The organism is Paenibacillus harenae (assembly GCF_030812415.1).
In the GTDB taxonomy this organism is placed as follows: domain Bacteria; phylum Bacillota; class Bacilli; order Paenibacillales; family Paenibacillaceae; genus Pristimantibacillus; species Pristimantibacillus harenae_A.
In genome coordinates this window covers 265,106-290,570 of sequence record NZ_JAUSST010000007.1, presented here as the reverse complement: position 1 = coordinate 290,570, position 25,465 = coordinate 265,106, and the positions used below count along the sequence as shown (strand labels likewise).

25 protein-coding genes are annotated in these 25,465 nt (G+C 45.4%); 20 read left to right on the top strand and 5 right to left on the bottom strand.

Annotated features, from left to right (window positions below; genetic code table 11):
• Positions 1–28: 28 nt before the first annotated feature.
• Positions 29–292 carry a hypothetical protein gene (locus J2T14_RS25250; RefSeq protein WP_307475338.1) on the top strand — a complete coding sequence of 88 codons (264 nt, stop codon included), beginning with the start codon at positions 29–31 and terminating at the stop codon, positions 290–292.
• Between the two features lie 119 nt (positions 293–411).
• Here the strand turns inward: J2T14_RS25250 and J2T14_RS25245 are convergent, their stop codons facing one another.
• Positions 412–1,299, bottom strand: a complete 888-nt coding sequence (locus J2T14_RS25245; protein ID WP_307475336.1) for a sigma-70 family RNA polymerase sigma factor — start codon at positions 1,297–1,299, stop codon at positions 412–414.
• A 233-nt stretch (positions 1,300–1,532) separates the two neighbouring features.
• On the opposite strand from J2T14_RS25245, the gene J2T14_RS25240 reads away from it, so the two are divergent.
• The 11 genes from J2T14_RS25240 (at position 1,533) to J2T14_RS25190 (ending at position 9,397) form a co-directional block, all read left to right on the top strand.
• A complete protein-coding gene (locus tag J2T14_RS25240; RefSeq protein WP_307475334.1) occupies positions 1,533–1,967 on the top strand; it encodes a VOC family protein in 435 nt (144 codons plus the stop codon).
• A 216-nt stretch (positions 1,968–2,183) separates the two neighbouring features.
• Entirely contained in the window at positions 2,184–3,008 is an 825-nt protein-coding gene (locus J2T14_RS25235; RefSeq protein ID WP_307475332.1) for a MerR family transcriptional regulator, read from the top strand.
• A 129-nt stretch (positions 3,009–3,137) separates the two neighbouring features.
• A complete protein-coding gene (locus J2T14_RS25230; RefSeq protein ID WP_307475330.1) occupies positions 3,138–3,902 on the top strand; it encodes an SDR family oxidoreductase in 765 nt (254 codons plus the stop codon).
• 299 nt (positions 3,903–4,201) lie between these two features.
• On the top strand, positions 4,202–4,531 hold the full coding sequence (locus J2T14_RS25225) for a PadR family transcriptional regulator (protein ID WP_307205023.1): 330 nt from the start codon (positions 4,202–4,204) through the stop codon (positions 4,529–4,531).
• 14 nt (positions 4,532–4,545) lie between these two features.
• The gene (locus tag J2T14_RS25220; RefSeq protein WP_307475328.1) at positions 4,546–5,409 is read left to right on the top strand and encodes a pentapeptide repeat-containing protein; all 864 of its coding nucleotides are present in this window, start codon (positions 4,546–4,548) and stop codon (positions 5,407–5,409) included.
• A 204-nt stretch (positions 5,410–5,613) separates the two neighbouring features.
• The gene (locus J2T14_RS25215; RefSeq protein ID WP_307475505.1) at positions 5,614–5,922 is read left to right on the top strand and encodes a PadR family transcriptional regulator; all 309 of its coding nucleotides are present in this window, start codon (positions 5,614–5,616) and stop codon (positions 5,920–5,922) included.
• On the top strand, positions 5,919–6,266 hold the full coding sequence (locus J2T14_RS25210; protein WP_307475326.1) for a DUF1048 domain-containing protein: 348 nt from the start codon (positions 5,919–5,921) through the stop codon (positions 6,264–6,266). The genes J2T14_RS25215 and J2T14_RS25210 overlap by 4 nt, the downstream gene beginning before the upstream one ends.
• A 9-nt stretch (positions 6,267–6,275) precedes the next feature.
• Entirely contained in the window at positions 6,276–6,626 is a 351-nt protein-coding gene (locus tag J2T14_RS25205; protein ID WP_307475324.1) for a DUF1048 domain-containing protein, read from the top strand.
• A gap of 15 nt (positions 6,627–6,641) precedes the next feature.
• Positions 6,642–7,400 (top strand): ABC transporter ATP-binding protein, encoded by a 759-nt coding sequence (locus J2T14_RS25200; protein WP_307475322.1) that lies wholly within the window; start codon positions 6,642–6,644, stop codon positions 7,398–7,400.
• The gene (locus tag J2T14_RS25195) at positions 7,401–8,168 is read left to right on the top strand and encodes an ABC transporter permease (protein ID WP_307475320.1); all 768 of its coding nucleotides are present in this window, start codon (positions 7,401–7,403) and stop codon (positions 8,166–8,168) included. It begins immediately after the preceding gene.
• A gap of 629 nt (positions 8,169–8,797) precedes the next feature.
• The gene (locus tag J2T14_RS25190) at positions 8,798–9,397 is read left to right on the top strand and encodes a DUF2087 domain-containing protein (RefSeq protein ID WP_307205365.1); all 600 of its coding nucleotides are present in this window, start codon (positions 8,798–8,800) and stop codon (positions 9,395–9,397) included.
• A gap of 15 nt (positions 9,398–9,412) precedes the next feature.
• Here J2T14_RS25190 and J2T14_RS25185 read toward each other — a convergent pair whose 3' ends face one another.
• From J2T14_RS25185 to J2T14_RS30995, 4 genes are all read right to left on the bottom strand, one after another.
• Positions 9,413–9,850: a DUF5946 family protein gene (locus J2T14_RS25185; RefSeq protein ID WP_307475318.1), complete on the bottom strand. Its 438-nt coding sequence runs from the start codon at positions 9,848–9,850 to the stop codon at positions 9,413–9,415.
• Positions 9,851–9,919: 69 nt separating this feature from the next.
• On the bottom strand, positions 9,920–10,408 hold the full coding sequence (locus tag J2T14_RS25180) for a DUF5946 family protein (RefSeq protein ID WP_307475316.1): 489 nt from the start codon (positions 10,406–10,408) through the stop codon (positions 9,920–9,922).
• 60 nt (positions 10,409–10,468) lie between these two features.
• Positions 10,469–11,533, bottom strand: coding sequence for a DUF2268 domain-containing putative Zn-dependent protease (locus tag J2T14_RS25175; protein ID WP_307475314.1), 1,065 nt, complete (start codon positions 11,531–11,533; stop codon positions 10,469–10,471).
• Positions 11,534–11,558: 25 nt separating this feature from the next.
• Positions 11,559–11,924 carry a MerR family transcriptional regulator gene (locus J2T14_RS30995; protein ID WP_373458205.1) on the bottom strand — a complete coding sequence of 122 codons (366 nt, stop codon included), beginning with the start codon at positions 11,922–11,924 and terminating at the stop codon, positions 11,559–11,561.
• A 666-nt stretch (positions 11,925–12,590) separates the two neighbouring features.
• Here J2T14_RS30995 and J2T14_RS25170 point away from each other — a divergent pair.
• The 8 genes from J2T14_RS25170 (at position 12,591) to J2T14_RS25135 (ending at position 25,403) form a co-directional block, all read left to right on the top strand.
• Positions 12,591–14,801, top strand: coding sequence for an AraC family transcriptional regulator (locus J2T14_RS25170; RefSeq protein ID WP_307475311.1), 2,211 nt, complete (start codon positions 12,591–12,593; stop codon positions 14,799–14,801).
• A gap of 116 nt (positions 14,802–14,917) precedes the next feature.
• A complete protein-coding gene (locus tag J2T14_RS25165; RefSeq protein ID WP_307475309.1) occupies positions 14,918–16,486 on the top strand; it encodes an extracellular solute-binding protein in 1,569 nt (522 codons plus the stop codon).
• 388 nt (positions 16,487–16,874) lie between these two features.
• A complete protein-coding gene (locus tag J2T14_RS25160) occupies positions 16,875–19,178 on the top strand; it encodes a helix-turn-helix domain-containing protein (protein WP_307475307.1) in 2,304 nt (767 codons plus the stop codon).
• Positions 19,179–19,454: 276 nt separating this feature from the next.
• Complete coding sequence (locus J2T14_RS25155; protein ID WP_307475304.1) at positions 19,455–20,435, top strand: ABC transporter permease; 981 nt, start codon at positions 19,455–19,457, stop codon at positions 20,433–20,435.
• Positions 20,436–20,451: 16 nt separating this feature from the next.
• Positions 20,452–21,333, top strand: coding sequence for a carbohydrate ABC transporter permease (locus tag J2T14_RS25150; RefSeq protein ID WP_307475301.1), 882 nt, complete (start codon positions 20,452–20,454; stop codon positions 21,331–21,333).
• Positions 21,334–21,388: 55 nt separating this feature from the next.
• Positions 21,389–23,017, top strand: coding sequence for an ABC transporter substrate-binding protein (locus J2T14_RS25145; protein WP_307475299.1), 1,629 nt, complete (start codon positions 21,389–21,391; stop codon positions 23,015–23,017).
• Positions 23,018–23,729: 712 nt separating this feature from the next.
• Complete coding sequence (locus J2T14_RS25140; protein ID WP_307475296.1) at positions 23,730–23,945, top strand: hypothetical protein; 216 nt, start codon at positions 23,730–23,732, stop codon at positions 23,943–23,945.
• Between the two features lie 18 nt (positions 23,946–23,963).
• Positions 23,964–25,403, top strand: a complete 1,440-nt coding sequence (locus J2T14_RS25135) for a glycosyl hydrolase family 28 protein (RefSeq protein WP_307475294.1) — start codon at positions 23,964–23,966, stop codon at positions 25,401–25,403.
• The last annotated feature ends 62 nt before the right edge of the window (positions 25,404–25,465 follow it).

Genomic DNA, 25,465 nt, shown 5'->3' with positions numbered 1-25,465 from the left:
GCCGAAAAAGAGTGGCCCAATATCCGGTGTGAAACTTGAGGAACCTCCCAACGCGACAATCAACCCCGAGAGCAAGGATGAAATCATAGCTGGCCTGGAGCAGGTGCTAGAGAAGTTGGCCTACTGGACGGGGTGCGTAGATCTGGCGAATCCGGCTTGCAAGGTGCGCCATGGCTGGTTTGGCTGGCTTAACGCGCGTGATTGGTTTGAGATGGTTGGTATGCACAGCAGGCACCATTTGCGCAAGAAGGCGAAACTGGACGAGAAACTGGCGGAGGCAGGCATAAGATAGCCCGATTTTCTAAGTTAAAGCAAGAAAAAACGCATTGTCTAGGAGTCTACGACAGTGCGTTTTTTTGTGTTCTTGTGTTCTATTTTAGTGTTGTTGCAGTTCCTTAGCTCTTCATCCAATCAATCGTTCAAAGCGGCGATGTTAAGCCCGTGAAGGCGTGCCTGGTCGGCAATCATGCCGATCTCGACGATCTTGCCATCCACAAACGTGAATTCCAAAATGAATAGCGGTTGATCCAAATGACCCGCGACGATGCCTACCGATCCGTTCACGAGCACCGGCATCATGCTGCGGGCACGATTCGCGAATTGCTGGACCTGCTTGAACACAGCCTCTGAACCGCGAACAACTGGCACATTTGCGACCGGCGCGAATGCGGGGTCGTTTCGAAGTACGACATTCGGGTCCAATACCGAGAGCAGTTTCTCAAACTCTCCGTTACGCGCTGCGGCGAGGAATGCATCGACAAGCTCCCTTTTTCTCTGAAGCTCTGCAGTTTCCGAAGTCGATTCGGCACCCTGGACTCGGCGACGAGCGCGGCTCGCAAGTTGCCTTGCAGCGGCTTCGTTGCGCCCAATAATGAGAGCGATCTCCGAGAAAGACAATGCGAATACATCGTGAAGCACGAACGCAATGCGTTCAGAGGGATTCAACTTCTCGAGGACAACGAACATCGCATGACCGACGGAGTCAGCCATCAGCGCTTCATGCTCGGGATCGCTTCCGTCTTGATGACCGGTAACCAGTTCAGGTGCGCTAGCCATCACAAGCTCATCACGCCTCGATTTGCGTGTTCGCAGCATATCAAGACACACTCTCGAGACGATGGTTGTCAGCCATCCTCCTATATTTACTACTTCGCCAGTATTTGAGCGGATGAGACGGATCCATGACTCCTGCACAGCGTCATCTGCTTCGCTCCGTGATCCGAGCATCCGGTATGCCACCGTCTGCAAATGATTACGATGCGTCTCGAATTGTTCAACAAGCCAATTCTGGTCGTTCATGCCCCACAATCCCTCCCTTCGTTTCTTATTTACTTATTTGTCGTATGAAATTCTGTAAATGTGACGGAGTTGCACGAACTACAGTTTTTATTTTCGAAATTCTCATTACAGCACTTTTCGCCGTTTCTGTCACGTTTCCTTCATGACCTACGACATAGTTAGTGACAAGGGAAACCCGTCTATGTGAGAGAAGAGTCTACCGGTTGTCCGTTGTAAACAATTAAACCAAGGAGATGATTGTTGTGAGTACGAGTTTGATCCCTTTTCTTGAAATGAACGGAAGCGCGAATGAGGCCATCGATTTATACGTGAAGGCGTTGAATGCCAAGGTCACCTATATGCTTCGGTTCAGCGACATGCCGAAAAATCAGGAAGCTCCACTGCCGCCGGAAAAGAAGGACTGGGTGAATTACGCCGTCTTGAAAATTGGCGATTCCGAACTACAGATTACCGATAATTTTACCGGAAGCACCTACGAAAAGGGAACGCAAATCACCATTGTAGTTCAAACCGACGACAAAGAAAAAGCGGCCCAATATTTCGAAGCATTGAAGCAAGGCGGTCGAGTGAACGACCCGCTACAAGCAAGTTTCTTCAGCCCTGCTTACGGTAATGTAACGGATAAATTCGGTATCACGTTCCGGATCCTTACAAAAGGACGTCAGTGATCTATCGCTCCATTGAGGAGTAATTAACCTGACGTGAATCTGCTTTTTAAATACGTTGTCATTCCGTTAAAGGGAGACGATAGTTGAACACTGAAAGGGCTGCCGCATGGCAGCCCTTCGTTACGGTCAGTATATGACCTTTACGTGTTTTGGAGCATAAGGTATCATTTTAGGGTAAAGTCACGAGTTGGAATTTGGAAAGGAGCGATAGCTCAGATGTTAAAAATCGGAGAGTTTTCAAAACTGAGCCGCGTTTCGATCAAAACATTACGATATTACGATGCTATGGGGCTGCTGAGACCAGATGTCGTGGACGAGAACAATGGCTATCGCTATTATTCCGAAGCACAGCTATTGACCGTTAAGCGAATAGTAGTATTTAAGGAGCAAGGCTTTACTCTGGAGCAGATCATCCCCTTTTTGGAAGACCATATATCGCCTGAAGTCGTGAAAAGCAAGTTGACGGATAAGCAGATAGAACTCCACCGCATCATTGAAGAGTCGAAGAATCAACTGAACGAAATTAATGAAAGGATTCATCGCGTTGAAGAGTCCGCTAATCGCAATGGAGATGAGCATTCGATCTCGATCCGCGCTGTAGATCCGCTGCAGGTAGCTTCCATTCGTGATATTGTTCCCTACACGCAACGATGTCTACTGCTTGATGAGGTCGCTCAATACGTGCGCATTCACGGCGATTATCAAGAGAGTTCGCTGATTGTAATTAAGCATGACCATTACGCAGAAACGGATCAAGTTGATCTTGAAGTGGCATTGCCCATAATGAAAAACATTCCGAGTAGCAACAGAGTGAAGGTTAGTTCACTGCCCAGGATCCATGCCGCGGCTTCTCTTATACATCGTTGCGATCCCTACAGCATTACTTGTGAGGCTACCATGGAGTTGTCGTCATGGATCTCCGTCAACGGATACACCCAGGTTGAGAGGGCCCCTATCCGGGAAATTTATATAACCCCTGATCAAGATATTTACGGCAGGATGCGCCTATCGGAATTGCTCATTCCGGTAGAACCCGTCTAATAGCAAATCTTAATATCGATGCTCCATTCAGCCTTTGGCGAGTGGAGCATTTTTTTCGTTGAAAGGCTTGACTCTCCCCTTAAAGGGAGAGTGTACAGTAGGGGTACAAATAACAAGGAGTGGTGAAGCATGAAACGGTTGCACGGAAAAACGGCACTAGTAACTGGCGGAAGCAGGGGGATCGGAAAAGGTATCGCATTAAGGCTTGCGGAAGAAGGGGCTCTGGTAGCCGTACACTATGGCAATAACCGCGAGGCTGCGACGGATGTCGTTCGAGCCATTAAGGATAACGGAGGCAATGCTTTTTCAATAGAAGCGAAGCTTAATTCCGTCGCCGGCGTTGCCGAATTGATCGAATCCCTGAGGTCGGAGCTCACTCGAGCGAATGGAGACAGTAAGTTTGACATTCTCATAAATAATGCAGGGATTGGAACGTCAAATACATTTGAAGAAACAACAGAAGAATCGTTCGATGAGCTGTTTGCAGTGAATGTAAAAGCGCCTTATTTCTTAATACAACAAGCGCTGCCCTTGCTTCGTAACGAAGGACGCATTGTCAACATGTCTTCCGGGGTGACGCGCATCGCATATCCTCAACTCATGGCCTATAATCTTACGAAAGGGGCTATTAATACATTCACCCTGCACCTAGCGCAATTGCTGGGACCTCGCGGGATTACGGTGAATGCCGTTCTTCCCGGTATTGTAGATACCGACGTCAATGCCTCATGGCTGCATACACCGGAAGGACAAAAGTTCGCTAGCGAACAGTCTGCATTCGGCAGAGCCGGACAACCATCCGATATCGCGGATATCGTAGCGTTCCTCTCCTCATCGGACAGCCGCTGGGTAACGGGGCAATTAGTGGACGCAACAGGAGGTTCGCATTTGTAAGTCTGGCGGGGCACTCAAGGGTGTGATAAATGTTAGATAGCACGAATGTTGTTAAACCTAACGGAGAACATTAGTGGAAGAACCAGGGAGCAGATTGCCGCGGCAGCTGCTCCCTTTCCCATTGAACGGACAAGAACATATTTCCAAGAAGCTCCGTGATAGCGCGGCTTTTTTATTTTTGTGATTCCTCATTGAGGACGGCCCAATAGCTTTTACTTGTAGGCAAAGTAATTAATTAGAAACACTACCTTGACAGTCGTGGTAGTGTGTTGTATTATACAAACATGGAGGTTGATTACATGAGCGAGAACAAAATTACATCCGACCTGCTGCGAGGACATACCGATACGATGATTCTACGGCTCTTGTCCGAAGCTGACCGCTACGGGTACGAGATTGTCAAGCTGATTGCCGAGCGCTCGGACGGCGAATATGAATTAAAGGAGGCCACGATGTACTCGAGCGTCCGAAGGCTTGAGGCCGATGGCGATATCGAGTGGTATTGGGGCGATGAATCGCAGGGCGGTAGGCGTAAATATTTTAGGATTACCGGAAAGGGCAAAGATGCATACGCCCGCAACAAAAGCAATTGGGAGTACGCGAAGCGCGTGCTTGAAAACTTATTATAAGGAGAGATGATATTATGAATCAGAAATTGACGAATTATTTGAATGGCGTATTTACGCCATACGATGGAGTAAAAAGCGTCACCGAATTAAAGGCCGACCTGCACTCCGATTTACAGGAGCGGTTCCTTGAGCTCAAAGCTGAGGGCAAGGACGATGAAACAGCGTTTAAGATGACGATTGAGAGTATCGGCGACATCGAGCAAACGATCCTGGAGGTCGCCAACCTCTCCCGCTCGCTGGAACGTCAGGTGGTGACGAACTTCAGCGCAAGCAACCTGGCGAAAAGCGACTTTGCTGGGGTTACCGCGCATAAGGGGAAATTTACATCAAGCGCGCTGCGAGGCTCCGACTTCACGAACGCGGACTTGACCGGCAGCTCGTTTGCCAGCAGCGACGTGCGAGATGCCCGTTTCGACGGCGCAAACCTGACCGACTGCAAATTATCCACCCTTGACCTTTCAAATGCGAGCTTCAATAAATCCATCCTTGTAGGCACCAACTTCAGCAAATCGGGGATGGACGGAGCAAAATTCACAGGAGTAAAACTGACCGACGTCAACCTGACTATGACCGATCTCAGAAAAACCGTCTTTGAAAACTGTATTTTCGACGGGGTGGACTTCACAAATACCGATCTGAGCGGGCAGTGTCTTGACGGCCAAACCTTCATCGGCGTCAAGTTCGACAAAGCGGCGTTGAACGAAGTTTCGTTCAAGGGTGCGACACTCAAGAATGCGTCTTTCCAAGGGTCTTTGTTGTCCAAGAAGTACTACCGTGCCATCAAAACCGTCTGCTTTGACGGCGCGATGATGGATAAGTTGACCTATGCTGCGCTCAAAGGCATAGAGGCCGATTTGTCAAAGGTTACGGTTATATAAGGTTATAAAAAAAATCGTGATTGTGGCCACAGTCCCATTGCTTGCCGGCTAGCAACTTGCGTTTTAGTTGAAATTCATTATCGTAACAAACAACCGCAATTGACAAACCAACTACTACGTGTTACTTTATAGCAGTAGTAAGTGATACTGAATATCAGTCATACAGAATAGAATAGGGTGATTGTGCTGGAAAACCTAACGGAAATGCTCAAAGGGGCGCTTGAGGGCTGTGTCCTTGAAATTATAAGCCGCAAAGAAACCTACGGCTACGAAATTACGCGGCGGCTGAACGCCCTCGGCTTCACGGATGTTGTGGAGGGAACAGTGTACACCATCCTGATCCGGCTTGAAAAAAACAAGTTGGTGGAGATCACCAAGAAGCCCTCCGACATGGGACCGCCTCGAAAGTTTTTCGCGATCAACGACGCGGGGCGCAAGGAACTGCGGAAGTTCTGGGAAAAATGGGAGTTCGTATCATCAAAAATTAATGAGTTAAAGGAGAAAAGACAATGAATTTTTGGGAGAAAATTACCGGCAGCGACATGACTAAAGAAATGAAAAGGTTTGAATCGCGAGCCAAAAAGCTGCCGGCTGATTATCAAGCGGCATGGAAAAAAATTAATGCCAATCTTTGGTCGCACTCCGATTTCACCGGTCGCAACCTCATGCCAATTCTTGACGGTGTGCTTGGCCTGCTCGAAGAAACGGCAGCGGACGGTCAGAGTGTCCAAGAGGTTTTGGGCGACGATATCAAAGGATTCTGTTCAGCGCTGGCCGGTGAAGAAGGGGCAAAGTCTTTTCGCGACAAGTGGCGCGAGCAACTCAACAATAATATCGTTAAAAAATTAGGTAAATAGGAGGATAAAATGAGAATACGAGATATCATCGAAAGCAAAAAAGAGTGGCGAGCGCACGTGGCGCGTGTCAAAGCGCTTCCGCAAAATTATCAGATTGTTTATAAAGAGATTCAAAAATATCTCTTTAAGGTCGGCCCTGTTGAGCTGACCGAAGGGACGGGTATGCTCTCGGGGATTATCGATCTTTTCGAAGAGGGCGCGGCCTTGGGGAAAGGCGTGCTCGAAGTGACGGGCAGTGACGTAGCGGCTTTCTGCGACGATCTAATCAAAGATTCAAAAACTTACGCTGACATCTATCAAGAATCTATTGACCAAAAAGTTAACAAGGCCATGAAAAAGGGTACGGATAAAAAAAAGTAAAAGGGGGATATCGGGATGGAAAAAGCAATTGAAGTAAAAGGATTGCAAAAATCCTACAAGCAGCTTCAAGTCCTAAAAGGCGTCGATTTCGAGGTGGAAAAGGGCAGTATCTTCGCCCTGCTCGGATCCAACGGGGCGGGCAAGACAACGGTTGTCAAAATCCTCACCACGCTGCTTAACCAAGACAGCGGATCCGTTACCGTAAACGGAGTAGATGTTGCGTCAAAACCCGAGAATGTGCGGCAGGCGATCAGTCTGACCGGACAATTCGCCGCCGTGGACGAGATTTTGACCGGACGGGAAAATCTGATCATGATCGCCAAGCTGCGATACCTCAAAAATCCGCGTCAGGTTGCGGACGACTTGCTTAAACGCTTCGGCTTGACAGACGCCGCCGACCGCAGGGCGTCTACTTATTCGGGTGGTATGCGCCGCAGGCTCGACATCGCCTTGAGCCTTGTGGGTAATCCGCAGATCATTTTCCTCGACGAGCCGACGACTGGGCTTGACCCCGAGGCGCGCATCGAGGTTTGGAAGATTGTCAAGGAGCTTGCGGGCGGCGGCACGACGGTACTCCTAACTACGCAGTATTTGGAGGAGGCTGAGCAGCTTGCCGACCGAATCGCCATTCTGCATGAGGGTAAGATTATCGCTAAAGGCACGCTCTCGGATCTAAAAAAGCTGTTCCCATCCGCAAAGGTGGAGTATGTTGAAAAACAACCGACATTAGAAGAGATATTCCTCTCCATCGTCGGCAAAAAGGAGGCAAAGTAAATGGAGACGGCAAAGAATCATTTCTTCACCGATATTAGCGTTATGCTTGGTCGTTCCATGCGCCATATTTTCCGCAGCATGGACACCATCATCACGGTCTGCATCACTCCGATTGCGATGATGCTGCTGTTCGTCTATGTATTAGGCGGCGCCATTCAAACCGGAACGGATAACTATGTGAATTACCTGTTGCCAGGCATACTGCTTATGGCGATCGCAAGCGGAATAGCCTATACGGCTTACCGTCTGTTTATGGATAAGCAGCGGGGCATATTCGAGCGGTTTCACACCATGCCGATTTCACGTTCCGCCTTGCTTTGGGGGCATGTGCTGACCTCTCTGGTGTCCAACGCCATAACGGTAATCGTCATCATTCTCGTAGCGCTCGTTATGGGTTTTCGTTCGTCCGCGGGAATACTGCCGTGGCTTGCCGTAGCCGGCATACTCGTGTTGTTTACGCTGGCCTTAACTTGGGTAGCGGCGATTTCCGGACTGTCCGCAAAAACGATAGAAGGTGCAAGCGCGTTTTCCTATCCGCTTATCTTCCTGCCGTTTATCAGCTCGGCGTTTGTGCCGACCGATTCGATGCCGTCGGTCGTTCGCGCCTTTGCCGAAAACCAGCCGGTGACCTCGATCGTGAACGCCATCCGTGCGCTACTGTCGGATCAGCCGGTGGGCAATGATATATGGGTCGCTCTTGCATGGTGCGTCGGGATTTTGATCGTAGCCTATTTCTTTGCAATGAAGGTATATAAAAAGAAAGCTTGAAAGAGTAATCGAATTCTCATTGCGCTAACGGGTACGAAAGTTCAATTACAACAGGCTGCCGGCATAAAACGGCAGCCTCGTTGAGCTAACTGGCAGGGTAATATTAATGATATAATTTTTAAACACTGACAGAAAGTTGTCAGTTATCGGCCCGTAAGATAAACCTGTAAATCGTTCCAAGTTAAAAAATTATGGGTGAGGGGCCAGATTTTCATGATTGCTTTTTTGTAGCATTATTAATGGTTATACTCATTGCGAGATCATTAATCTTGGTTGGCAAATTGAGGGCTACCAGATTAGATTCAAAAAAGAAAAAATGGTGGGTAATTTTGTGGCGGGGACAGTCTGGCTGGTGAATTCACGACTGGTACGATCAAGCTGCTGATCCGTCCGGCGAGCCGGCTTAATGTTTGAAATATAAGGTTCAATCAGCCTGAGCGCTTGACGCTTAGGCTTTTTTTTCGTACGTCCAGCATAGGCGAGTCTGTAGGGGGAAGTCCCAATCGAAGCCACGTTACGATAATCAGTTGACAAATCGATCCTGTTCAAATAAAATCAAATTTAACGATCATCTAATTAGACGAATATCTAATTTAATAAATAACTAATCATGAAAGGGGGTGATCGCCATACAGCTGGATAAAGTAGTCAATTACCATAAAGCACTCGCCGACCCTACGAGAATCAAGATGCTGATCCTGCTTGCCGAGGGGGAGCTGAACGGTCAATTATTGGCAGGAAAGCTGGGCGTAACGCCTGCGACCATTACCCATCACGCTTCGAAACTGCGGGAAGCCAGCTTGATCAACGAGCGCAGGGACAAGAACACGATATATTTTTCCCTGAACGATTATTTCATCAAAAATAACGCGAATGCGGCGGTAAACCTCATTTACCGGACAGCCGAAGGAGGCATAAGCGACATGGATGACAGCCAAAAGCGGATGAAGGACTCCGTTCTCAAAAATTTCTTCGTGGCCGATGGGAAATTGAAAAGCATTCCGGCTCAGCTGAAGAAGAAGCTTATTGTATTCGAGCACATGATTTCGAAGCTGGAGCTCGGCAGAAAGTATAGCGAGAAGGAAATCAATGAGTTCATTAAGAGTTTCCACGACGATTTTGCAACGATACGCAGGGAGTTTATTATGCATCAATATATGTTCAGGGAACAGGAAATTTACGAACTGAATCCACCGGAATTATGGACCAAATGGGAAGCTCTTTCGTAACAATAAACCATCTTATCATCTTTTTAACACAAGTGGTCCCATCTCTTTCAGCGTAGTATGTCCCCATCGTTCAATAAGTTTGCAATAACTTTCCGCATCCAGCATCTGTGCGGCTATATCAACGATCGTCATGGACCAGGCCACCTTAGGAAGAGACTTCGCATCCGCCGGCCTTGAAATTCCCTTAATGCGTCCGGGGCCATGGGCGGCATCCCGGCGAATCATTTCCGTAGTATGGCCTTCCTCCAGGTATTTTCGCAGCGCGGTTTGCACCCAGACATACAACTCATCGCTGTAGCCCTCATGTTGAACCATGTAACAGGCGACAGTGAGAAAATGAACCCGTCCATAAGCGGGATCTGTGAACTCGAGTGCCATAAATTCGCCGAAAATCGATTCGCACGTCTCGCCCAAGTGTGTTACGGCACCGCACTTAGTGCAAGTATCAGACATGTATAATACCTCCTTAGCAAACTCCTTAGCACCGCATTCCACATTCATTACATACAAGCTTTTCGTAAACTAAAGTGTTTTAATTTTAGCTGCCCACTGGCGAATCAGCGGGTGATATTCATGCCACGAATCCCATAACGAACGAGCCCACTCGATAGATTTTTTATGCAATGCTTGGACATCCGTTATCGGCAGCAGGTCGGCTACCGTAATCGTACCGTTCTGTGAAGGGGGAGGTTCGAGCCAATTGAACTGGTCGGAATAACGGGTCACGGCTTGAATCATTCCGCGTCTCCATGCAGGGTCTCTAACCTCGTATTCGAACATGAGGCATAAGTTGATAAGGTGACCGGTCACCGATTGGATCGATTGTGGAGACGGGGTTCCCGGGTGCTGAACCGCGTATGCATCGACACTAATGCGATGAGCATCTGCACCAGCGTCATTACCGTAGAATCGCTGAAGAATTTCACCGAATGCCGCCCAACAGCCCGGCGAAGACGTCATATAACGATGTATCGGGCCGTTGAAAGGGGGGAAGAGGGCTCCACAACCCATACATGGTTCCTTATGAGGCTTTGGATACATAGTCGTGTTCTTGTTCGTTTTCATTTTATTCTACAACCTTTCAACATTAAAGAAGTCCCTCCAGGGGATGGATAACGCCGACGCAACCTTAATACCTGTCGCTTGTAAATACCGTTCGACAACATGATAGCCTACTTCGAAACCTGCGAGATGAGGAACTCCGAAGGATGGATGCCCTTGTGCCGCCATGAGCGGATCACCATAAAGATAAGCGGCAACTATGTGCGCTTCCGTACAGTCCGCTTGAGCTATCATAAGTTCATAAACATAATCGAGCTCTTCTCGCGTTAATGGAACAACAACCGGTGGCCGCATACGGCCTGCATGGATTTGAGAACCATAGATGTTGACCATTACGTCGTCATATCTTATTTTTCTGTAATATCCTGCAACGTTTGCAAGCGTTTCCTCCCAGTTATCCGGGGGCATAAAACCGATTAACCCTGGATGCTCTATATCAGAAAATACACTTTTTATGAAAGCAGCTGCCAGGCCCTCCAATACCATGGCTTCCCCAAGCGAGGTCGGGGAATCCGTGTTTCGAGCATTTTTCCGAATGCCATGGATGAAGCTCCTGGCGAGAATATAATCGAGACGATTCAGATTACCGGTCGTTGGCCATACGCGCAAAAACAAATAACCGGGGGAGCGTCCATAACAACTTATCCCCGATCCGTTCAACATCAGAGTTCCGTTCGCGCAATCTGCCGGTAAGATGACAACGACCAACCGCTCCGGCAAAAGAGAAGAAGGAATGGCTTTCGCCATCATTTCTAACGTTGTCTTAATTCGTTCCTGTATCATCAGTCTTTGCGATTCGTCAAAGCACCACTTAGTTGCCTCTATACTCCTTGTCGGATTGAACAATCCATATTGCTGCTGCGCTTCCAATATGTCGATGCCATCGCTTCTAGCGGCGGACAGAATATCGAAGTCCCGGTAGCGTTGTCTTACTCTAACTTCATTCAAAATGGTAATGATGCCATGTTCACTTTCTGCCCATTCCAAGTAGTTAGGTAGGAGTCCATTCGGGTTGGTCCGTTCCGTAAAGAATCGGGATAGTACAGTCAGCGTATTACGAAGATCAATTTGCATGGACTCCGGCCTCCTCGCCAAGTGATTACCTCGAATATTTTTGTAAAAAGTTGTCGGATTCTTGCAACAGCGAAAAACAAATATGTTGATCTTTTTCCGTACTGTATCGTTCCAATCCTTGGAGCAAGCTCAAGATACTATCGTTCATGTGTTCAAGATCCTTCATTAATTCAGGTAAGGAAAGGGACTCTATCTTCATGAGTTGTATGTCTTTTAAACGTTTATGTGTGATTTTCATAATAAAGATTTTCAGAATAGATACCAAATCTTCATCTGTCACCATCTTTTTCCCTTTGCTTTTCTTTAGAGAAAGAAGCCCCAAGCTATGATAATAAGAGATTGTTCTTTCGGTTATCCCTGTCACTCGTTCTAAATGGCCGGTAGTATAAATCTTTACCCCCCCTTTGTTACTATGATACGGGCTACCGTTACGTCAAAGTCAATATACTTGATTCGTTTCCCGCAAATTAATTATCGGCGGAGGACGCGTGCTGCCTTGGTTCGGCATCTGGACTACCCTGTCGTCTTCAATCATATGGCTTGTTGTATGGTCGCTTGTCAATTTCGTGCATTTGGCTTGCTATTATTACGTCTATGTTCAGAATACAAAGAAAGGCCGTTTACCTTCTGGTGGTACGACCCCTCATGTAGAAACTTGGAAGTCCTACAGCAACAAGGAATTCACCCAAAATAGTTGTTTTAGTTCCGAGAAGTAAGGACGACGAACAATACGCAATAATTTGTTTGAAAGAATGCAAATCTTGCAGTAGAATTGGATTGATTTAAGTGAGGTGACAATGATGGAGAGTAATAGTGCCATATTTTCAAAGAGGAGACCGGCTATTCGATTCATCAATATATTACTTACAAAAGGATCCTTGTCGCTTGATTTCCAACAATTGCGCATATGGACCAATAGTAAATTAATCATAAGATCGGTATACTTGTTGTGCATATGTCATTTGCTCCGGCGGATCGGTTGTACAACCATATTGCAGAAAAATTAATCCGAGTAACTTGACTTTTGTCATCAGGGTGTGTGCCAGGAGGGATCCTAATGAAAGCGTTACCTTTTTATAGAAATACTTTTTTTACCCGTCTCATCTTATCGTTTACGGCATTAGCTGTCGTGCTGCTCGGACTTACAGGAGGTTACCTGTACACGCAGGCTAATCAAATGATGGTGGACGAAATCGCCAGGGATAGTCAACGACGTCTCGTTACAGCAAAAGATTACGTAGAACAGACATTGCTGCGAAAGTACGAAGAAAATCTTCAAAATAAGGCCGTAACCACAATTCTCACTCGGAGCAGCTCGAATTTGAACTATTTGCTCAATAATAGTTGGTCAGAAAACCTCGACCGTGTATTGTCATTACAACAAGATCTGGAGATTTTTAAAACAACAATTGAAGGCGCTTCCAATATAACCGTGTTTTTTCATCAAGGAAATTATGTCGTATCCAGCGATCTTTTCTTTGAAAATCCGGAAAACTCCACAGACTTCGTTTTTATTGAGGGGCTTCCGCAAATGACTCCGAACCGATGGATGGTCCGGACGTTGCCGGACGGAAAGCAGGCAATGACGTATATCGTAAAGCTCCCGTACGGGATAAGAGGCCCATCGCCGAAAGGATACCTATATGTTGATGTCGATATGGAGTACCTGAAGCAGGCCGTCTCTAAAATCATGCACTCCTCCTTCGAGAGGTTCTATATATTCGATGCAAACGGGAATTTGATCCTGCAAACAACCGGAGCGAATCCGGAAGATGTCGGGTTGATCAGGCAAGCCATCAGATCCGGTAAGACCGTCACACAGATCAACGACAGTCTAAGTGGCACATTCGTATTATCGCATCTCGCCGGTCAAGAGTCGGAACACAGTTGGACCTATGCGATGGATCGGCCGATGAATTCATTTGTGCTGGATACAAAAAAATTGAAAACCAAGATTTTCGTAGCCTGCTGTCTTATGCTCGTGTTTGGGCTTGCGGTTTCCTACCTGATTTCCAAACGCTTCTATCTCCCGATGAAGAAGCTGATCCAGCATGTTCGCAACCTGTATCAACCGGGTCTGAACCCCGGCCATGCGAACGAATATATGATAATCGGAAATGCGCTGAATTTCATGGACCAAAAAATCGTCAGTTTGGAATCTCAGGCTAAAAAGAATGAGATGAAAAACCTGGTGATGGGCGCTAGTCTCAGTCTGGAACATGTGGATGGCCTTCTACAGGATTGCCTCTATCAAGTGGTGCATATTCAACTCATCGATGGCGATAGCGAGACGTTCAAAATGCGATACGAGCAATTCGACTTCCCCGTGCCATGCGAGATTGTTTGCTTGAATCCGCAGGAAGCGGCCATTATCTTTTTCCTGGATTCACGGGCAGAGGCGGATGACGGGGTGATCGCTGTGGGATTGGACAAATTCCAGGATGAAGTAAGAGGAGAGCTCCGGTTTGGAGCGGGAATCGGCTCTTCGGTCGAATCGGCTGAAAAAATACCTCTTTCCTATCGAGTGGCTCACCAAGCGTATCGCTACCGGTTTATGTACGGTCATGAAACCATCATTCCGCATTCGAGAATTTCCGTTTTCGATCCGAAGCCGCCGCAGATTTCACTGGGTGCATTTCAGAATACGCTTAAGGCCGGGGATGTAGAGAGCGTCAATGAATTAATCGATGAATTTGCTGCTGTTCTGATGGAGAGGAATATACAGCTTGAATCGGTGGAGCTTGCGCTTCTCCAGCTTGTATCCGCACTGTACGAAACGATCATTGAGCTGGAGCTGCAGCAAATCGTTCCTCCTTCCAATCTGTTTGACGAGTTGAAGAAAGATACGCTGGCAGACACGATCGCATCGATCCGCAACCTTTCCGAACGTATTGGGGTCCATGTACGGGATTCAGTCAAGCATAATCAAGCGGGGGTCATTTTCAAGCTGAAAGCCTATATCGATGAGCATTTGCACGAAGATCTTTCGCTTAACATTCTTTCCGAGGTGGCTTCGCTCGCTCCCTCCTACATTTCCACCTTGTTCGGCGAAGTGATGACCGAATCGTTTACCGAATACGTGACCCGAATTAGACTCGAAAAAGCCGCCCACTTGCTGCAAGAGGAAGACAAGTTGTCCGTCACGGAAATCGCGTCTCTTGTCGGGTATCGCAACCTGCAATATTTTCATGTCAAATTCAAAGCGCGATTCGGTATTACCCCGGCTCGGTACAGACAAACGAAACAAACGTCGAGCGCGGCCAATTAGCAAGATTTCTATAGACAAGCTGTTTACAGCTGAGCTTTTACTTCCATTTTTGTATTTGAATACTTTAAAAATCGGAATCCCTTGCTTTCAAAAAAAAAAAGAGGGAGGTCAAACCAATGAATCAAAGAAAGAAACAAAGAAAAAAAACTTTGCTGGGTTTGACAGGCATTGTCTTGTCGATGACGTTCGTCGCGGTCGGTTGCGGCAAGCCGGGGTCGTTTGTTGAAACTGTGAAGCCTGAGGCCGACGACAAACGGATCGAGATTACATGGGCGAACAACTTCAATGCTCCTGAAGCTGACGACAACTATGTGCAGAAACAGCTGGAGCAGAAATTCAACGTCAAAATCAAAAATGTCAAATTGGAACGGCAGGGATGGAAGGATAAATTCAATGTCCTGCTTGCTTCCGGTCAAATTCCCGATATTTTCCCAATCGATGCGAACGAGATCGATTTAGCCACATGGGCGGATCAGGGCATCATTGCCAGCATTTCCCCGGATGAAATCAGAAAAAATATGCCGAATTATTCGAAAGCACTGGAATCGTTTGACGCCGGCGCATGGAATGCCGGTTTCTATAATGGAAGGAACTGGGGAATCCCAAAGGTATGGCCTACCGGCAATTCAGGCATGATCCCCGGTTATAATGAAGCATGGTTGAAGAAAATCGGCTACAACGAGCCTCCGAAGACGCTCGCGGGGCTGGAGGATGTGCTCATCAAATTTGTGAACAACGACCCGGACGGCAACGGCAGGAAGGATACGTACGGCATGTCGGGCCGAGGCAAGCTCCCGATCCAAATGTTTACTTCCGTATTCTCGGCTTATGGCGTATCGCCGTATCAGTTCAAGTTGGGCGCAGACGGAAAGGTTGTGTATGGCGGGATCACCGAAGAAACCCGCTCGGCACTCAAGCTTCTGAATAAGTGGTTCGAAGCCGGACTTATCGATCCGGAGTTCATAACAGCAGATAACGGCCAGCTCAATGAAAAATTTGCCAACCAAAAGATCGGCATGGTCGATAACATGGGTTGGCGCAACTTCGACGCTGATTCCGTATATATTAAGAAGGACGCTTTGGACAAGGGGCAGCACGTTATCGCCGGAAAGCCGGTCATCGGACCGGCCGGCAAATCTTATGCCCTCTCATACGGCGCACGTCAAGCCCCTGTCCTGTTAGGCGTGCAGCTTGAGAAAGATGAAGCGAAACGGGTCAAGATAGAGCAAATTCTCGAATACGTTGCAACAAATCCGGAAGGCTGGCTGCTTACGGTTTACGGAGAGAAGGGCGTCAACTACGAGATGAACGGCGACTTTGTCGTCGCAAGGCCTAAACCGGAGGCCTCAAAAGCCGGCGCCGGCAGCTTCTACAACCCACTCTACAATGTTGATACTTCCATGCTGAAATATAACACGACCAGCGAATCATTGAATCTGAAGGCGAAGCTGGATAGCGGTTACGAGCCGCTCAGGGACATTATTGGCCCGACCGTATTGACCGCCAAGGCGAAATATTGGGCGAGTTTGCAGACTCTGATGGACAATTATTTGATTAAGGCCATCATCGGCAAAGAGGATACGGATAAAGGATTCGACGATTTTAAGGCGAATTGGCTGATATCCGGAGGTCAAGAATTGACGGACGAAGCCAACAAGGTATATGCGCAGCGGCAAAAGAAGTGATCGATTTTATGCCCCTAATATTTCCCGAAAAACCGAAATCGGCTTTTTTTTTCATTTCCAAAGAAATTAACATCCGATTTTGAAAGAATTCAAAAAAAAACGAATGAAATTGACATGGAAAAAGCGCTTTCAATCGTTTACATTTGGGGCATAGCGCCAGGGACACAACCTGCGACGATATCCGCGTAGAGGATTTTGAGCTGGGCCAGCTGGTCGACATCCATGTAGTGTGGAATGAGAAATATAACCCTGTTGCCGGTAATGAGCACACCCAAGGCATTCAGTTTCGTAAGTGACTAAAGAACGGTTCTGGGCGATCTGGGGGACTGAATACAAGATCAGTCTCCCCGTTCGTTCTCCCAATAGATATATCGAGGGGGATAGCCAAATGAAGGTAGAACGTGCAGGGGGAAGGCTAAAACGCCTCTATAAAAGAAATACTTTATTGATAAAAATCTTATCATCCTATTTAGTTATTGTTATCGTGCTATTATCCGTTTTTTCCTTTGTCATATTTCGTACCTACAGCAATAAAAGTATAGAGCAAGTAAGTCAAACCTCTGAAAATTTTATTTCGCAATCTTATTATATTGCAGATTTGATGCTCATAAATGTTTATTATAACTTTTATCAGTTATTTATTAATGGTCTGGATAGTGATCTTAATTATGGTTTGTATGATGATAAATCAGATGCATTCGCCGATCAAGATGTATTAAAGAAATTAAAGCAATACGTGAATTCAAATCCGCTTATTCGCTCCATTTATATTTATAATGCAAAGGCTGACAGGGTAATATTCAGTATATCTGAGTTAGGAGAAGGGATTCAGTCGACAACTGATTTTTTGGATCAAGATATCATCCATTTTCTGAGGAATACAGAACAAAGCGTTTCTGATGAATTTTTTACAAGAAAAGTGGATTATGTAATAAACAATAAAAATATAAGCGAAAATTTCTTGACCTTGGTTCTTACAAACACTTCAAATAATGGTGAAGTCGAATCGTCATTAGTTATTAATTTAAATGAAAGAATACTACAGCAGATGGTTACCAGTGGAAGTGCCGGAGATCTTAACCAAGTATTAATCATGTATAAAGACGGTAATGTGTTATCTCATGATGACACTTCTATGATCAATAAAAATCTTGCCAATGAAAGCTATGCGAAACAAATCATGTTGTCTAACAATGAAAAAGGCAGTTTTATAACGAAGATTAATGATAAGGAATCACTTGTCAGCTATGTGAAAGCAAAGCATTTAGGCTTGATATTTATAGGCATTGGCGAATATAGCAAGCTATTATCGTCGGCCTATTCTATGCAAAAGACATTATTGATTATAACGATTATTTTCATACTTGCAGGCATCATTTTAGCTGTATTTTTTACATCAAGTATCTATAATCCCTTTAGAAAATTGCTTCATAAATACAGACTGGATTCAACCAGATTGTTGAATGACAAGAAGAAGACATTTTTAGGGAAATTAATTGACGGGGAAATGGACGAAAAAATCTACGACAAAGATTATATGATGGAATGCGGGGTAAGTTTTGACGATCCATTCTTTTTGACCCTTGTGCTTAAAATGGATGCACTTGAAAATATTCTTTCAGGTAAATGGTCGAAAGACGTAAAATTAGTGAAATTTGCAATTCTTAACATTGCATTTGAATTCTTCAGGGAAAAACGATTTAAGGCAGAGGGCATTGATAACGGACACGATTATGTAAGTATTATTTTAAATGTAAATAATAGCAGTGACGAGATTGTGCGTAAACTAATCGATACGACAACGGAAATACAAGATAAAGTAGACAAATATCTGAAGATTTCGGTATCAGCGGGAATAGGTGATATTGTAGAAGGATTTGAAGGGATAAGCAAATCCTTCCAGAATGCACGGGCAGCTTCGAATTACCGAATTATATTCGGTAGAAAAGCAGTCATAGAATATGGCGATATAGCTGAACGAAATCATAATGATCTCCATGAATATCCTTATGATATTGAGAAGAAAATGATCGAAGCCATAAAAGAGCGCAATTTAAGGAAAATTGACACAAGCCTTAATGAGTTTTTTGAAAGGCTTGCTTTATATAGTGCGGATGAAATACAAATAACGGTGTTGCAGTTAGCCGTGTTGCTTACAAGGACACTAAGCGGTTTAGCCAAGACTAGTATTGAGAATGGAGAATACAGCATAAAGGTGCTTGTTTCTGAGATCCAGACTTGCGAAACGTTGGAGGAAATTAAAACGTATCTCTATTCACTCTGCTCCAAATTTGTAGAAACAAAAGGCAATGATTCTAAAGAAAATGTAAAAACCATTATTGCGAATAAAATTAAAGATTATGTCGGAAAGCATTATGATAGTGTGAATATTTCAACGGATACAGTAGCAAAGTATGTAGAGCTGTCTCCGAATTATGTCAGGTCTATATTCAAAGAGATAACGGGTATATCATTGTCGGATTATATTACCCAATGCAGGATGTCAGAAGCGCAGAGACTTCTAATTGAAACGGATGATCCTGTCAGCAGGATTGCTGAATTGGTTGGGTACCCAGAGAATAGCAAGCACTTCTTTACCGTATTTAAAAAACACTTTGGCAGTACCCCGGAGAATTATAGAATGAGTATCCATGATAGCGGGAGTCAAAGCGAGCGAACTTCGCATGGGTAAAGTGAAACAGAAAAAGAGCCGGCAGCGGACTTGACTATGTTGAAGTAGTCATCTAAGCTGTCGGTTCTTTTTTTCTTGTAAACCGCCTGAGTTCAAATAGCATCGGGATCCGTTGCAGTGCGTTTTTGAACAGGTTCAAAAACCATCAAACCGGCATTTTGACGAAACGAGAACTTGAACACTCATATGCTTGGTATTAAAGTCATAAGGGCAAGGCTTTCAGTGTTACCGACGCGAGCCAAGAGATTTATTTAGCATATGGGGAGGATGATAAATGTGAATGTAGCTTTGAGCAATAATAAAGCAGACAGCGTTGTGATGAAGAAGAGAAAGAAGAGCATCATATCAGATGTAAAACAGAATTTCTATTTGTACTTGTTAGTTTTACCAGGCGTTTTATATTTCTTGATTTTCAAGTACCTGCCAATGGTGGGGGTCGTCGTAGCTTTTCAAGACTTTAATGCGGTGAAAGGATTTTTTAAAAGTGAATTTGTTGGTCTGAAAAACTTTGAATATTTCTTCACATCAAAGGATTGGCTGATTGTAACCTGGAACACGGTGTTTTTAAATATATTGTTTCTTTTTACCGGTTTGTTTTTTGCGATCCTTATTGCCATTGTGCTATCCGAAATTAGCAACAAATATTTTAAGAAAGTGACACAATCTCTTGTCATTCTGCCGAATTTTATTTCCTGGACATTAGTTTCGATGTTTGTTTTTGCTTTACTGTCGACGGATATAGGACTTATTAATTCCGTTTTAAAAGCGTTTGGTTTCATTCAAGAAGGACAGGAAATCAGTTTTTATTCCAATCCGGATTTGTGGGTTGCAATACTGGTTGTTTTAAAAATATGGAAAGGGGCGGGCTTTGGCTCCGTGATCTATTTGGCTGCTATAGCGGGCATTGACCAGGAAATCTATGAAGCGGCCAAAATTGACGGAGCCACCCGTTTGCAATGTATAACAAAGATTACGTTGCCGCAGCTTAAAACAACAGTCGTGCTGTTGACCTTATTTGGCATCGGAGACATATTCCAAGGGGATTTAGGAATGATTTATGCGATTGTAGGCGACAACCCTAACTTGTATCAAACGACCGATGTCATTGACACTTATGTATTCCGGATGCTTAGGCAAATGAATGACATCAGCATGTCTACTGCGATCGGACTTTATCAATCCCTTGTAGGTTTAGTCATCGTATTTGTAACAAATCATCTTGCAAAAAAATATGATTCGGATTCAGCTATTTTCTAAAGGAAGGAGATTAAAAATGAAAAGCAGCTTGGAGAATAAAGCAATAGACACCTTTTCTTATCTTTTTATGATTATATTTTCTATATTTTGTATTTTGCCTTTTATCCTTATTATATCAAGCTCCGTATCAGACGAAAAATCTGTCCAATTGACCGGCTTTGCTCTTATTCCAAAACAGTTCTCGTTGCTTGCCTACGAGGTCATATTTCAGGATAACACCATATTCACCGCTTACAGGACAACGATCATTTTCACGGTTGTGGGTACGATCCTTTGCCTTATCATTACCAGCGCTATGGCTTATGCGATTTCCGTCAAAACGTTTACTCACAGAAACAAAATTGCTTTTTTCGTCTATTTTACGATGCTGTTTAGCGGAGGTTTAATACCTTCTTACCTTCTTATCTCCAAATATTTAGGATTAAGCGATAATATCCTGGTTTATATTGTACCGGCGTTGGTTAATCCGTTTAATATGTTTCTGCTCAGAAACTTCTTCAAGCAAATACCGGATTCGCTGGCGGAGTCCGCCAAAATAGATGGAGCGAATGACATCTATATTTTATTTAAAATCATCCTTCCATTGGCAAAACCCGCACTGGCAACGATCGGATTGTTTTATGGACTCGGTTTCTGGAACGAATGGTTTACAGCCACCCTTTATATTAACGATAAAGATCTGTACTCCTTGCAATATCTGATCATGAAGGTGTTGAGAGAAGTAGAATTTATGTATCAATTGGATTATATGCAAGGAGTTATAGTGGATTATGTAAAACCAAATAATACGGTCAAAATGGCTACAGCTGTAGTCACTGTAGGTCCCATTATTTTTGTTTATCCATTTCTGCAAAAGTACTTTATTAAGGGATTAGTTGTTGGAGCTGTTAAGGGCTAAACCCGCAAAAGCGGTTTAGTATATATGCATTGAAAAATAAAAGGGAGGAAGAAAAATGAACAAAAAGTTTTTAGTCACGCTGCTTGCTGTAATCATGCTCGCTACATTATTTGTTGGATGCAGCAGCAAGACGCCAAACAAGCCGGCTGAGAGCACTGCGCCTAACAGCAATGCGGCAGAAGGTACTGAACCCGCAACAAGGAAGGATCCGGTTACGCTTAATATTCGTTTCTTCGGGAATGAAAACGGGCATTATCGCGATGTCGATCCCGCCTTTAGAGAGTTCGAAAAACGGACGCAGGATACGCTTAATACGAAATTGAATGTTACATTTACACCGCCTGCCGACTATGGAACAAAGCATGAATTATGGATGACATCGGGAGAGGACATCGACCTCTTTATCCCGTGGTCATTGCCTAAATTTGCCAAAGACGGTGTATTGGCAGATTTAAGCGAATACTTTAACAACCCTAAATATCCCGGACTTCAAAAGGCTTTCTCAGAAGAGTATATCAATGATAATAAGATCTTTGGCAAAACCTATGCTATTCCGGTTACAAACTCTTTCATGGATATGGAAGGTGTATGGTACAGAAAAGATTTGTTAAAGAAGTATGGAATGAACGATATCAGCAGCTATGACGATTTGTACAACTTCCTAGAAAAAGTGAAAGAAAACGAAAAAGACATGATCCCGTTTGGAAACTACGGAAATACGGCTTTCTTCAAACTATTTACCGATATCAATGCACAACAGCTGGAGGGGAAAGTATTTCCATTTACCGGCCAAGGAAATCCGAAGAGAAACTTCGTTTACGTTCAAATCGCCGAAGATGGGAAATCCGTTGCGGGTGTGGCGGCTTATGGCGATCCGGCATCCGAATGGGCAAACTTTCATCCCCAATACGGTCTGAATTATCTGATGAACCAGTTTAATCAAGCGAAGCGATTTAACAAATTCATTCCGGCAGATACCTTGACAAACACGACTGGAACAGGTATGCGTCAAGCTGCCGGATACATGACTGTAGGCGGTTTCAAGGGGAAAGAAGCCGAGCAAAAGGCGTTAGATCCGAATGCGGAGATCGGTTTCTGGCCGATCTTCAAGAATAATCAGGAAATGGCGCCTGGAACGCAATCTACGGATGGCAAGGCATGGAATTTCATGGCAATACCTGCTTCTTCTAAAAAAATTGACAGAACCATGGAATTCCTGGATTGGGTATTCTCCAGTCAAGAGAACAATGACTTATTCACTTATGGTATCGAAGGTAAAAACTGGGAAGCTGTAGGGGATAAGGAGTGGAAGATTCCGGATGGAGTCGATCCGGCGAAAAATTACTCTTTCCCTGGTTACCAGTTGACCTGGAATCCGACATTGACCAGAATGCCTGCAGGATTGCCGGAGGAGATTCGACAATATACGGAATATCAATTTAAGCCGGACACGTATCAGAAGCATGTATTGGCAGGATTTACATTTGATCCAGAGCCTGTAAAAAATGAAATGGCCAAATGCAACACCGTTATGGATAAGTATCTTCCATTCTTATTATCCGGTTTTGGCGAAGTTGAAGAGAATTTGGCGAATATGAATAAGGATTTGAAGGATTCAGGTGTAGATAAAATTAAAGAAGAATTGAAGAATCAAATCAATGCCTTCCTCGCTCAAAAGAAGTAAAATATTCTCAGGGAAGAACCGGACTATACCTGGACGGCATAGGCCGCACAACCGACGGGTCTGACCTGGGCCAATGGGAGGAGGCAGCAGCGCCAACCAAAGATGGCAGATTGTAATCTGAGTATATTGAATACTTGAGTATATGCCGCTCATTTCCGTTCGGGGGTGAGCGATTTTTTGATGTTACACGCTAACGGGTACATGATTCTAAAGAAATCAAAATAAAGTAAATGATTTTGAAATTGATGAAATGAGCAAGAATTGCTAATCTAAGCTAGATTCAGAACCTTTGGGCTAATCCGATCTGCTCGAAACGGATATCTTCATTCGGCCATGAAGGAAGCATCATATGGTGAGTATAGTATTTGCTTGAGTTTAGATGATAGCGGGAAAATATGGTACACCGTTAAGCGTAATGGGGCTGAGGTTGCTAGGCTTGGACTGCACCTTGCCGATTGATTGACGATAGTTTCGAAGAGGCATGATCTGGGAGGGAGAATGGAAATCCGGTTGCGTGCCTATTTTGAAGGTACTGCATTGCAATACGTTATACCGGAGCAGGAAAAATTAAAAAGTTTTACCATTATCCAAGAAGATATACGGTTTTACTTTAAACGAAGATGAAGATGACAGCATATCCTCTTATGTGGAAGGGACTACGCCATTCGCAACGCCATAGCGTACTTTCATAATTAAGGTAACACATGCACATATGCTGGCAATGGGCGTTATTGTGTACAGTCCTATGCAGATGATGTTCTGGTATGATAAGCCGTCGGATTGGAATGGTGAGGAGGAAATTGAATTCTGGGAGCAAATTCCGGTAACTTGGGATGAGTCAATCGGAATATCGGGTGAGATCGGAGAGGTTGTTCAAGATGAATTAACGCCAGTAACCGAAAATTTGATACGGCGGCGATTAAACTAACTCAGTTGGAGGTACAACATGTCAAAGGAAACAAAACTGATTACGTATCCAAAACCCGCAGGGGTAGCGGAAAATCGCGATTTCACAGTCAGGGCAAGACCAGCGGGCGGCGATTGGGAGCAGCTCTTCGTCTATGATGTCAAAGTCGATATGCATCTGGTCCGGCATGCCTCTATGGCGATGTTCGATTGCTCGGGCCCGATTGAGATTGAAGTGACGAAGAACGAGGGGACAGCAAAGGACTGCGTGATTCGTCCATTGTCGCGCGGCGTTTCTTATGCGCTTAACGGCAACACGATCACGTTTACCATTGATGGTCCACAAAAGCTGTCGGTGGAAGTGAACGGTGACAGGTTCCATAATCTTCATCTGTTCGCCAATCCGCTCGAGCAGGATGCGCCGTCCCCTGACGGGCCGGGCGTCGCTTACGTGAAGCCGGGCATCCACCGGACCGAAGAACTTCTTGCGCTGCTGACGGCCGCGGGAACAGACGGCAGCGAGACGCATACGCTCTATTTTGGGCCGGGCATGCATCATTTGGAGGAAGTGATTCTGCGAATCCCGTCGGGGAAGACGGTGTATATCGCCGGGGGAGCGGCGGTCGCGGGCTCGATGGTATGCGACTCCGTCAGCGATGTCACGGTCCGCGGCAGAGGCGTTCTTTACTTGACCGAATTCGGGCGATTTTCCGCATTCCGCGGAGTACGCATCATCTTCTCCAAGCGGATTCGCGTCGAGGGAATTGCCCTTATCGATCCGCCGCATTACAGCATCTATATCGGCAAGTCCGAGCAGATCCGGATTACGAACTTCAAAGCGTTCAGCACGAAGGGCTGGTCGGACGGGATCGATATGATGGCCAGCTCGGATATCGAGATCGAGGATGTGTTTATGCGCAATTCCGACGATTGCATCGCGGTTTACGCCAGCCGTTGGGATTATCAGGGGGACACGCGGAATGTCGTCGTCCGTAATTCCGTCTTATGGGCGGACGTGGCTCATCCGATGAATCTCGGCGGGCACGGCAATCACCATAAAGGGGACGTCATCGAGAACGTCCTGTTCGAAAATATCGATGTGCTGGAGCATCATGAGCCGCAGCCCGACTACCGGGGCTGTATGTCGATTAACTGCGGCGATAACAATACGGTCCGAAATGTGACCTACCGGAACATCCGGGTTGAACCGTTCGAGCTCGGACGGCTGTTCGATATCCGCGTGCTCTTCAACCCGAAGTACAATCCGGTACCGGGCAAACGAATCGAGCATATCCGCTACGAGAATATTTCTTTCACCGGGGATAACGGCAATCCGTCGCGGATCGGTGGGTACGATGCGGACAGGACGGCGCGGCATATCGTATTCAAGAATGTCACAATCAACGGGAAACCGGTGACGGACGCCGAATCGGGCAACATCCAGGTGCTTCCGTTTGCAAATAATATCCGATTTGAATAACGCGAATATCTTAGACGGAAGGTGATCTTATTTAAGTCAATTTCCAATACATATTTTAATTT

Bases quoted from the DNA above. Each gene is read 5' to 3' on its own strand.
- J2T14_RS25150 (WP_307475301.1), top strand. From the start codon at position 20,452: ATGAAAAGCAGCTTGGAGAATAAAGCAATAGACACCTTTTCTTATCTT.
- J2T14_RS25215 (WP_307475505.1), top strand. From the start codon at position 5,614: ATGCTCAAAGGGGCGCTTGAGGGCTGTGTCCTTGAAATTATAAGCCGC.
- J2T14_RS25180 (WP_307475316.1), bottom strand. From the start codon at position 10,408: ATGGGTTGTGGAGCCCTCTTCCCCCCTTTCAACGGCCCGATACATCGT.
- J2T14_RS25205 (WP_307475324.1), top strand. From the start codon at position 6,276: ATGAGAATACGAGATATCATCGAAAGCAAAAAAGAGTGGCGAGCGCAC.
- J2T14_RS25160 (WP_307475307.1), top strand. From the start codon at position 16,875: ATGAAGGTAGAACGTGCAGGGGGAAGGCTAAAACGCCTCTATAAAAGA.
- J2T14_RS25220 (WP_307475328.1), top strand. From the start codon at position 4,546: ATGAATCAGAAATTGACGAATTATTTGAATGGCGTATTTACGCCATAC.
- J2T14_RS25200 (WP_307475322.1), top strand. From the start codon at position 6,642: ATGGAAAAAGCAATTGAAGTAAAAGGATTGCAAAAATCCTACAAGCAG.
- J2T14_RS25240 (WP_307475334.1), top strand. From the start codon at position 1,533: ATGATTGTTGTGAGTACGAGTTTGATCCCTTTTCTTGAAATGAACGGA.
- J2T14_RS25225 (WP_307205023.1), top strand. From the start codon at position 4,202: ATGAGCGAGAACAAAATTACATCCGACCTGCTGCGAGGACATACCGAT.
- J2T14_RS25185 (WP_307475318.1), bottom strand. From the start codon at position 9,850: ATGTCTGATACTTGCACTAAGTGCGGTGCCGTAACACACTTGGGCGAG.
- J2T14_RS25170 (WP_307475311.1), top strand. From the start codon at position 12,591: ATGAAAGCGTTACCTTTTTATAGAAATACTTTTTTTACCCGTCTCATC.
- J2T14_RS25140 (WP_307475296.1), top strand. From the start codon at position 23,730: ATGCTGGCAATGGGCGTTATTGTGTACAGTCCTATGCAGATGATGTTC.
- J2T14_RS25235 (WP_307475332.1), top strand. From the start codon at position 2,184: ATGTTAAAAATCGGAGAGTTTTCAAAACTGAGCCGCGTTTCGATCAAA.
- J2T14_RS25135 (WP_307475294.1), top strand. From the start codon at position 23,964: ATGTCAAAGGAAACAAAACTGATTACGTATCCAAAACCCGCAGGGGTA.
- J2T14_RS25245 (WP_307475336.1), bottom strand. From the start codon at position 1,299: ATGAACGACCAGAATTGGCTTGTTGAACAATTCGAGACGCATCGTAAT.
- J2T14_RS25210 (WP_307475326.1), top strand. From the start codon at position 5,919: ATGAATTTTTGGGAGAAAATTACCGGCAGCGACATGACTAAAGAAATG.
- J2T14_RS25175 (WP_307475314.1), bottom strand. From the start codon at position 11,533: ATGCAAATTGATCTTCGTAATACGCTGACTGTACTATCCCGATTCTTT.
- J2T14_RS25145 (WP_307475299.1), top strand. From the start codon at position 21,389: ATGAACAAAAAGTTTTTAGTCACGCTGCTTGCTGTAATCATGCTCGCT.
- J2T14_RS25165 (WP_307475309.1), top strand. From the start codon at position 14,918: ATGAATCAAAGAAAGAAACAAAGAAAAAAAACTTTGCTGGGTTTGACA.
- J2T14_RS25195 (WP_307475320.1), top strand. From the start codon at position 7,401: ATGGAGACGGCAAAGAATCATTTCTTCACCGATATTAGCGTTATGCTT.
- J2T14_RS25230 (WP_307475330.1), top strand. From the start codon at position 3,138: ATGAAACGGTTGCACGGAAAAACGGCACTAGTAACTGGCGGAAGCAGG.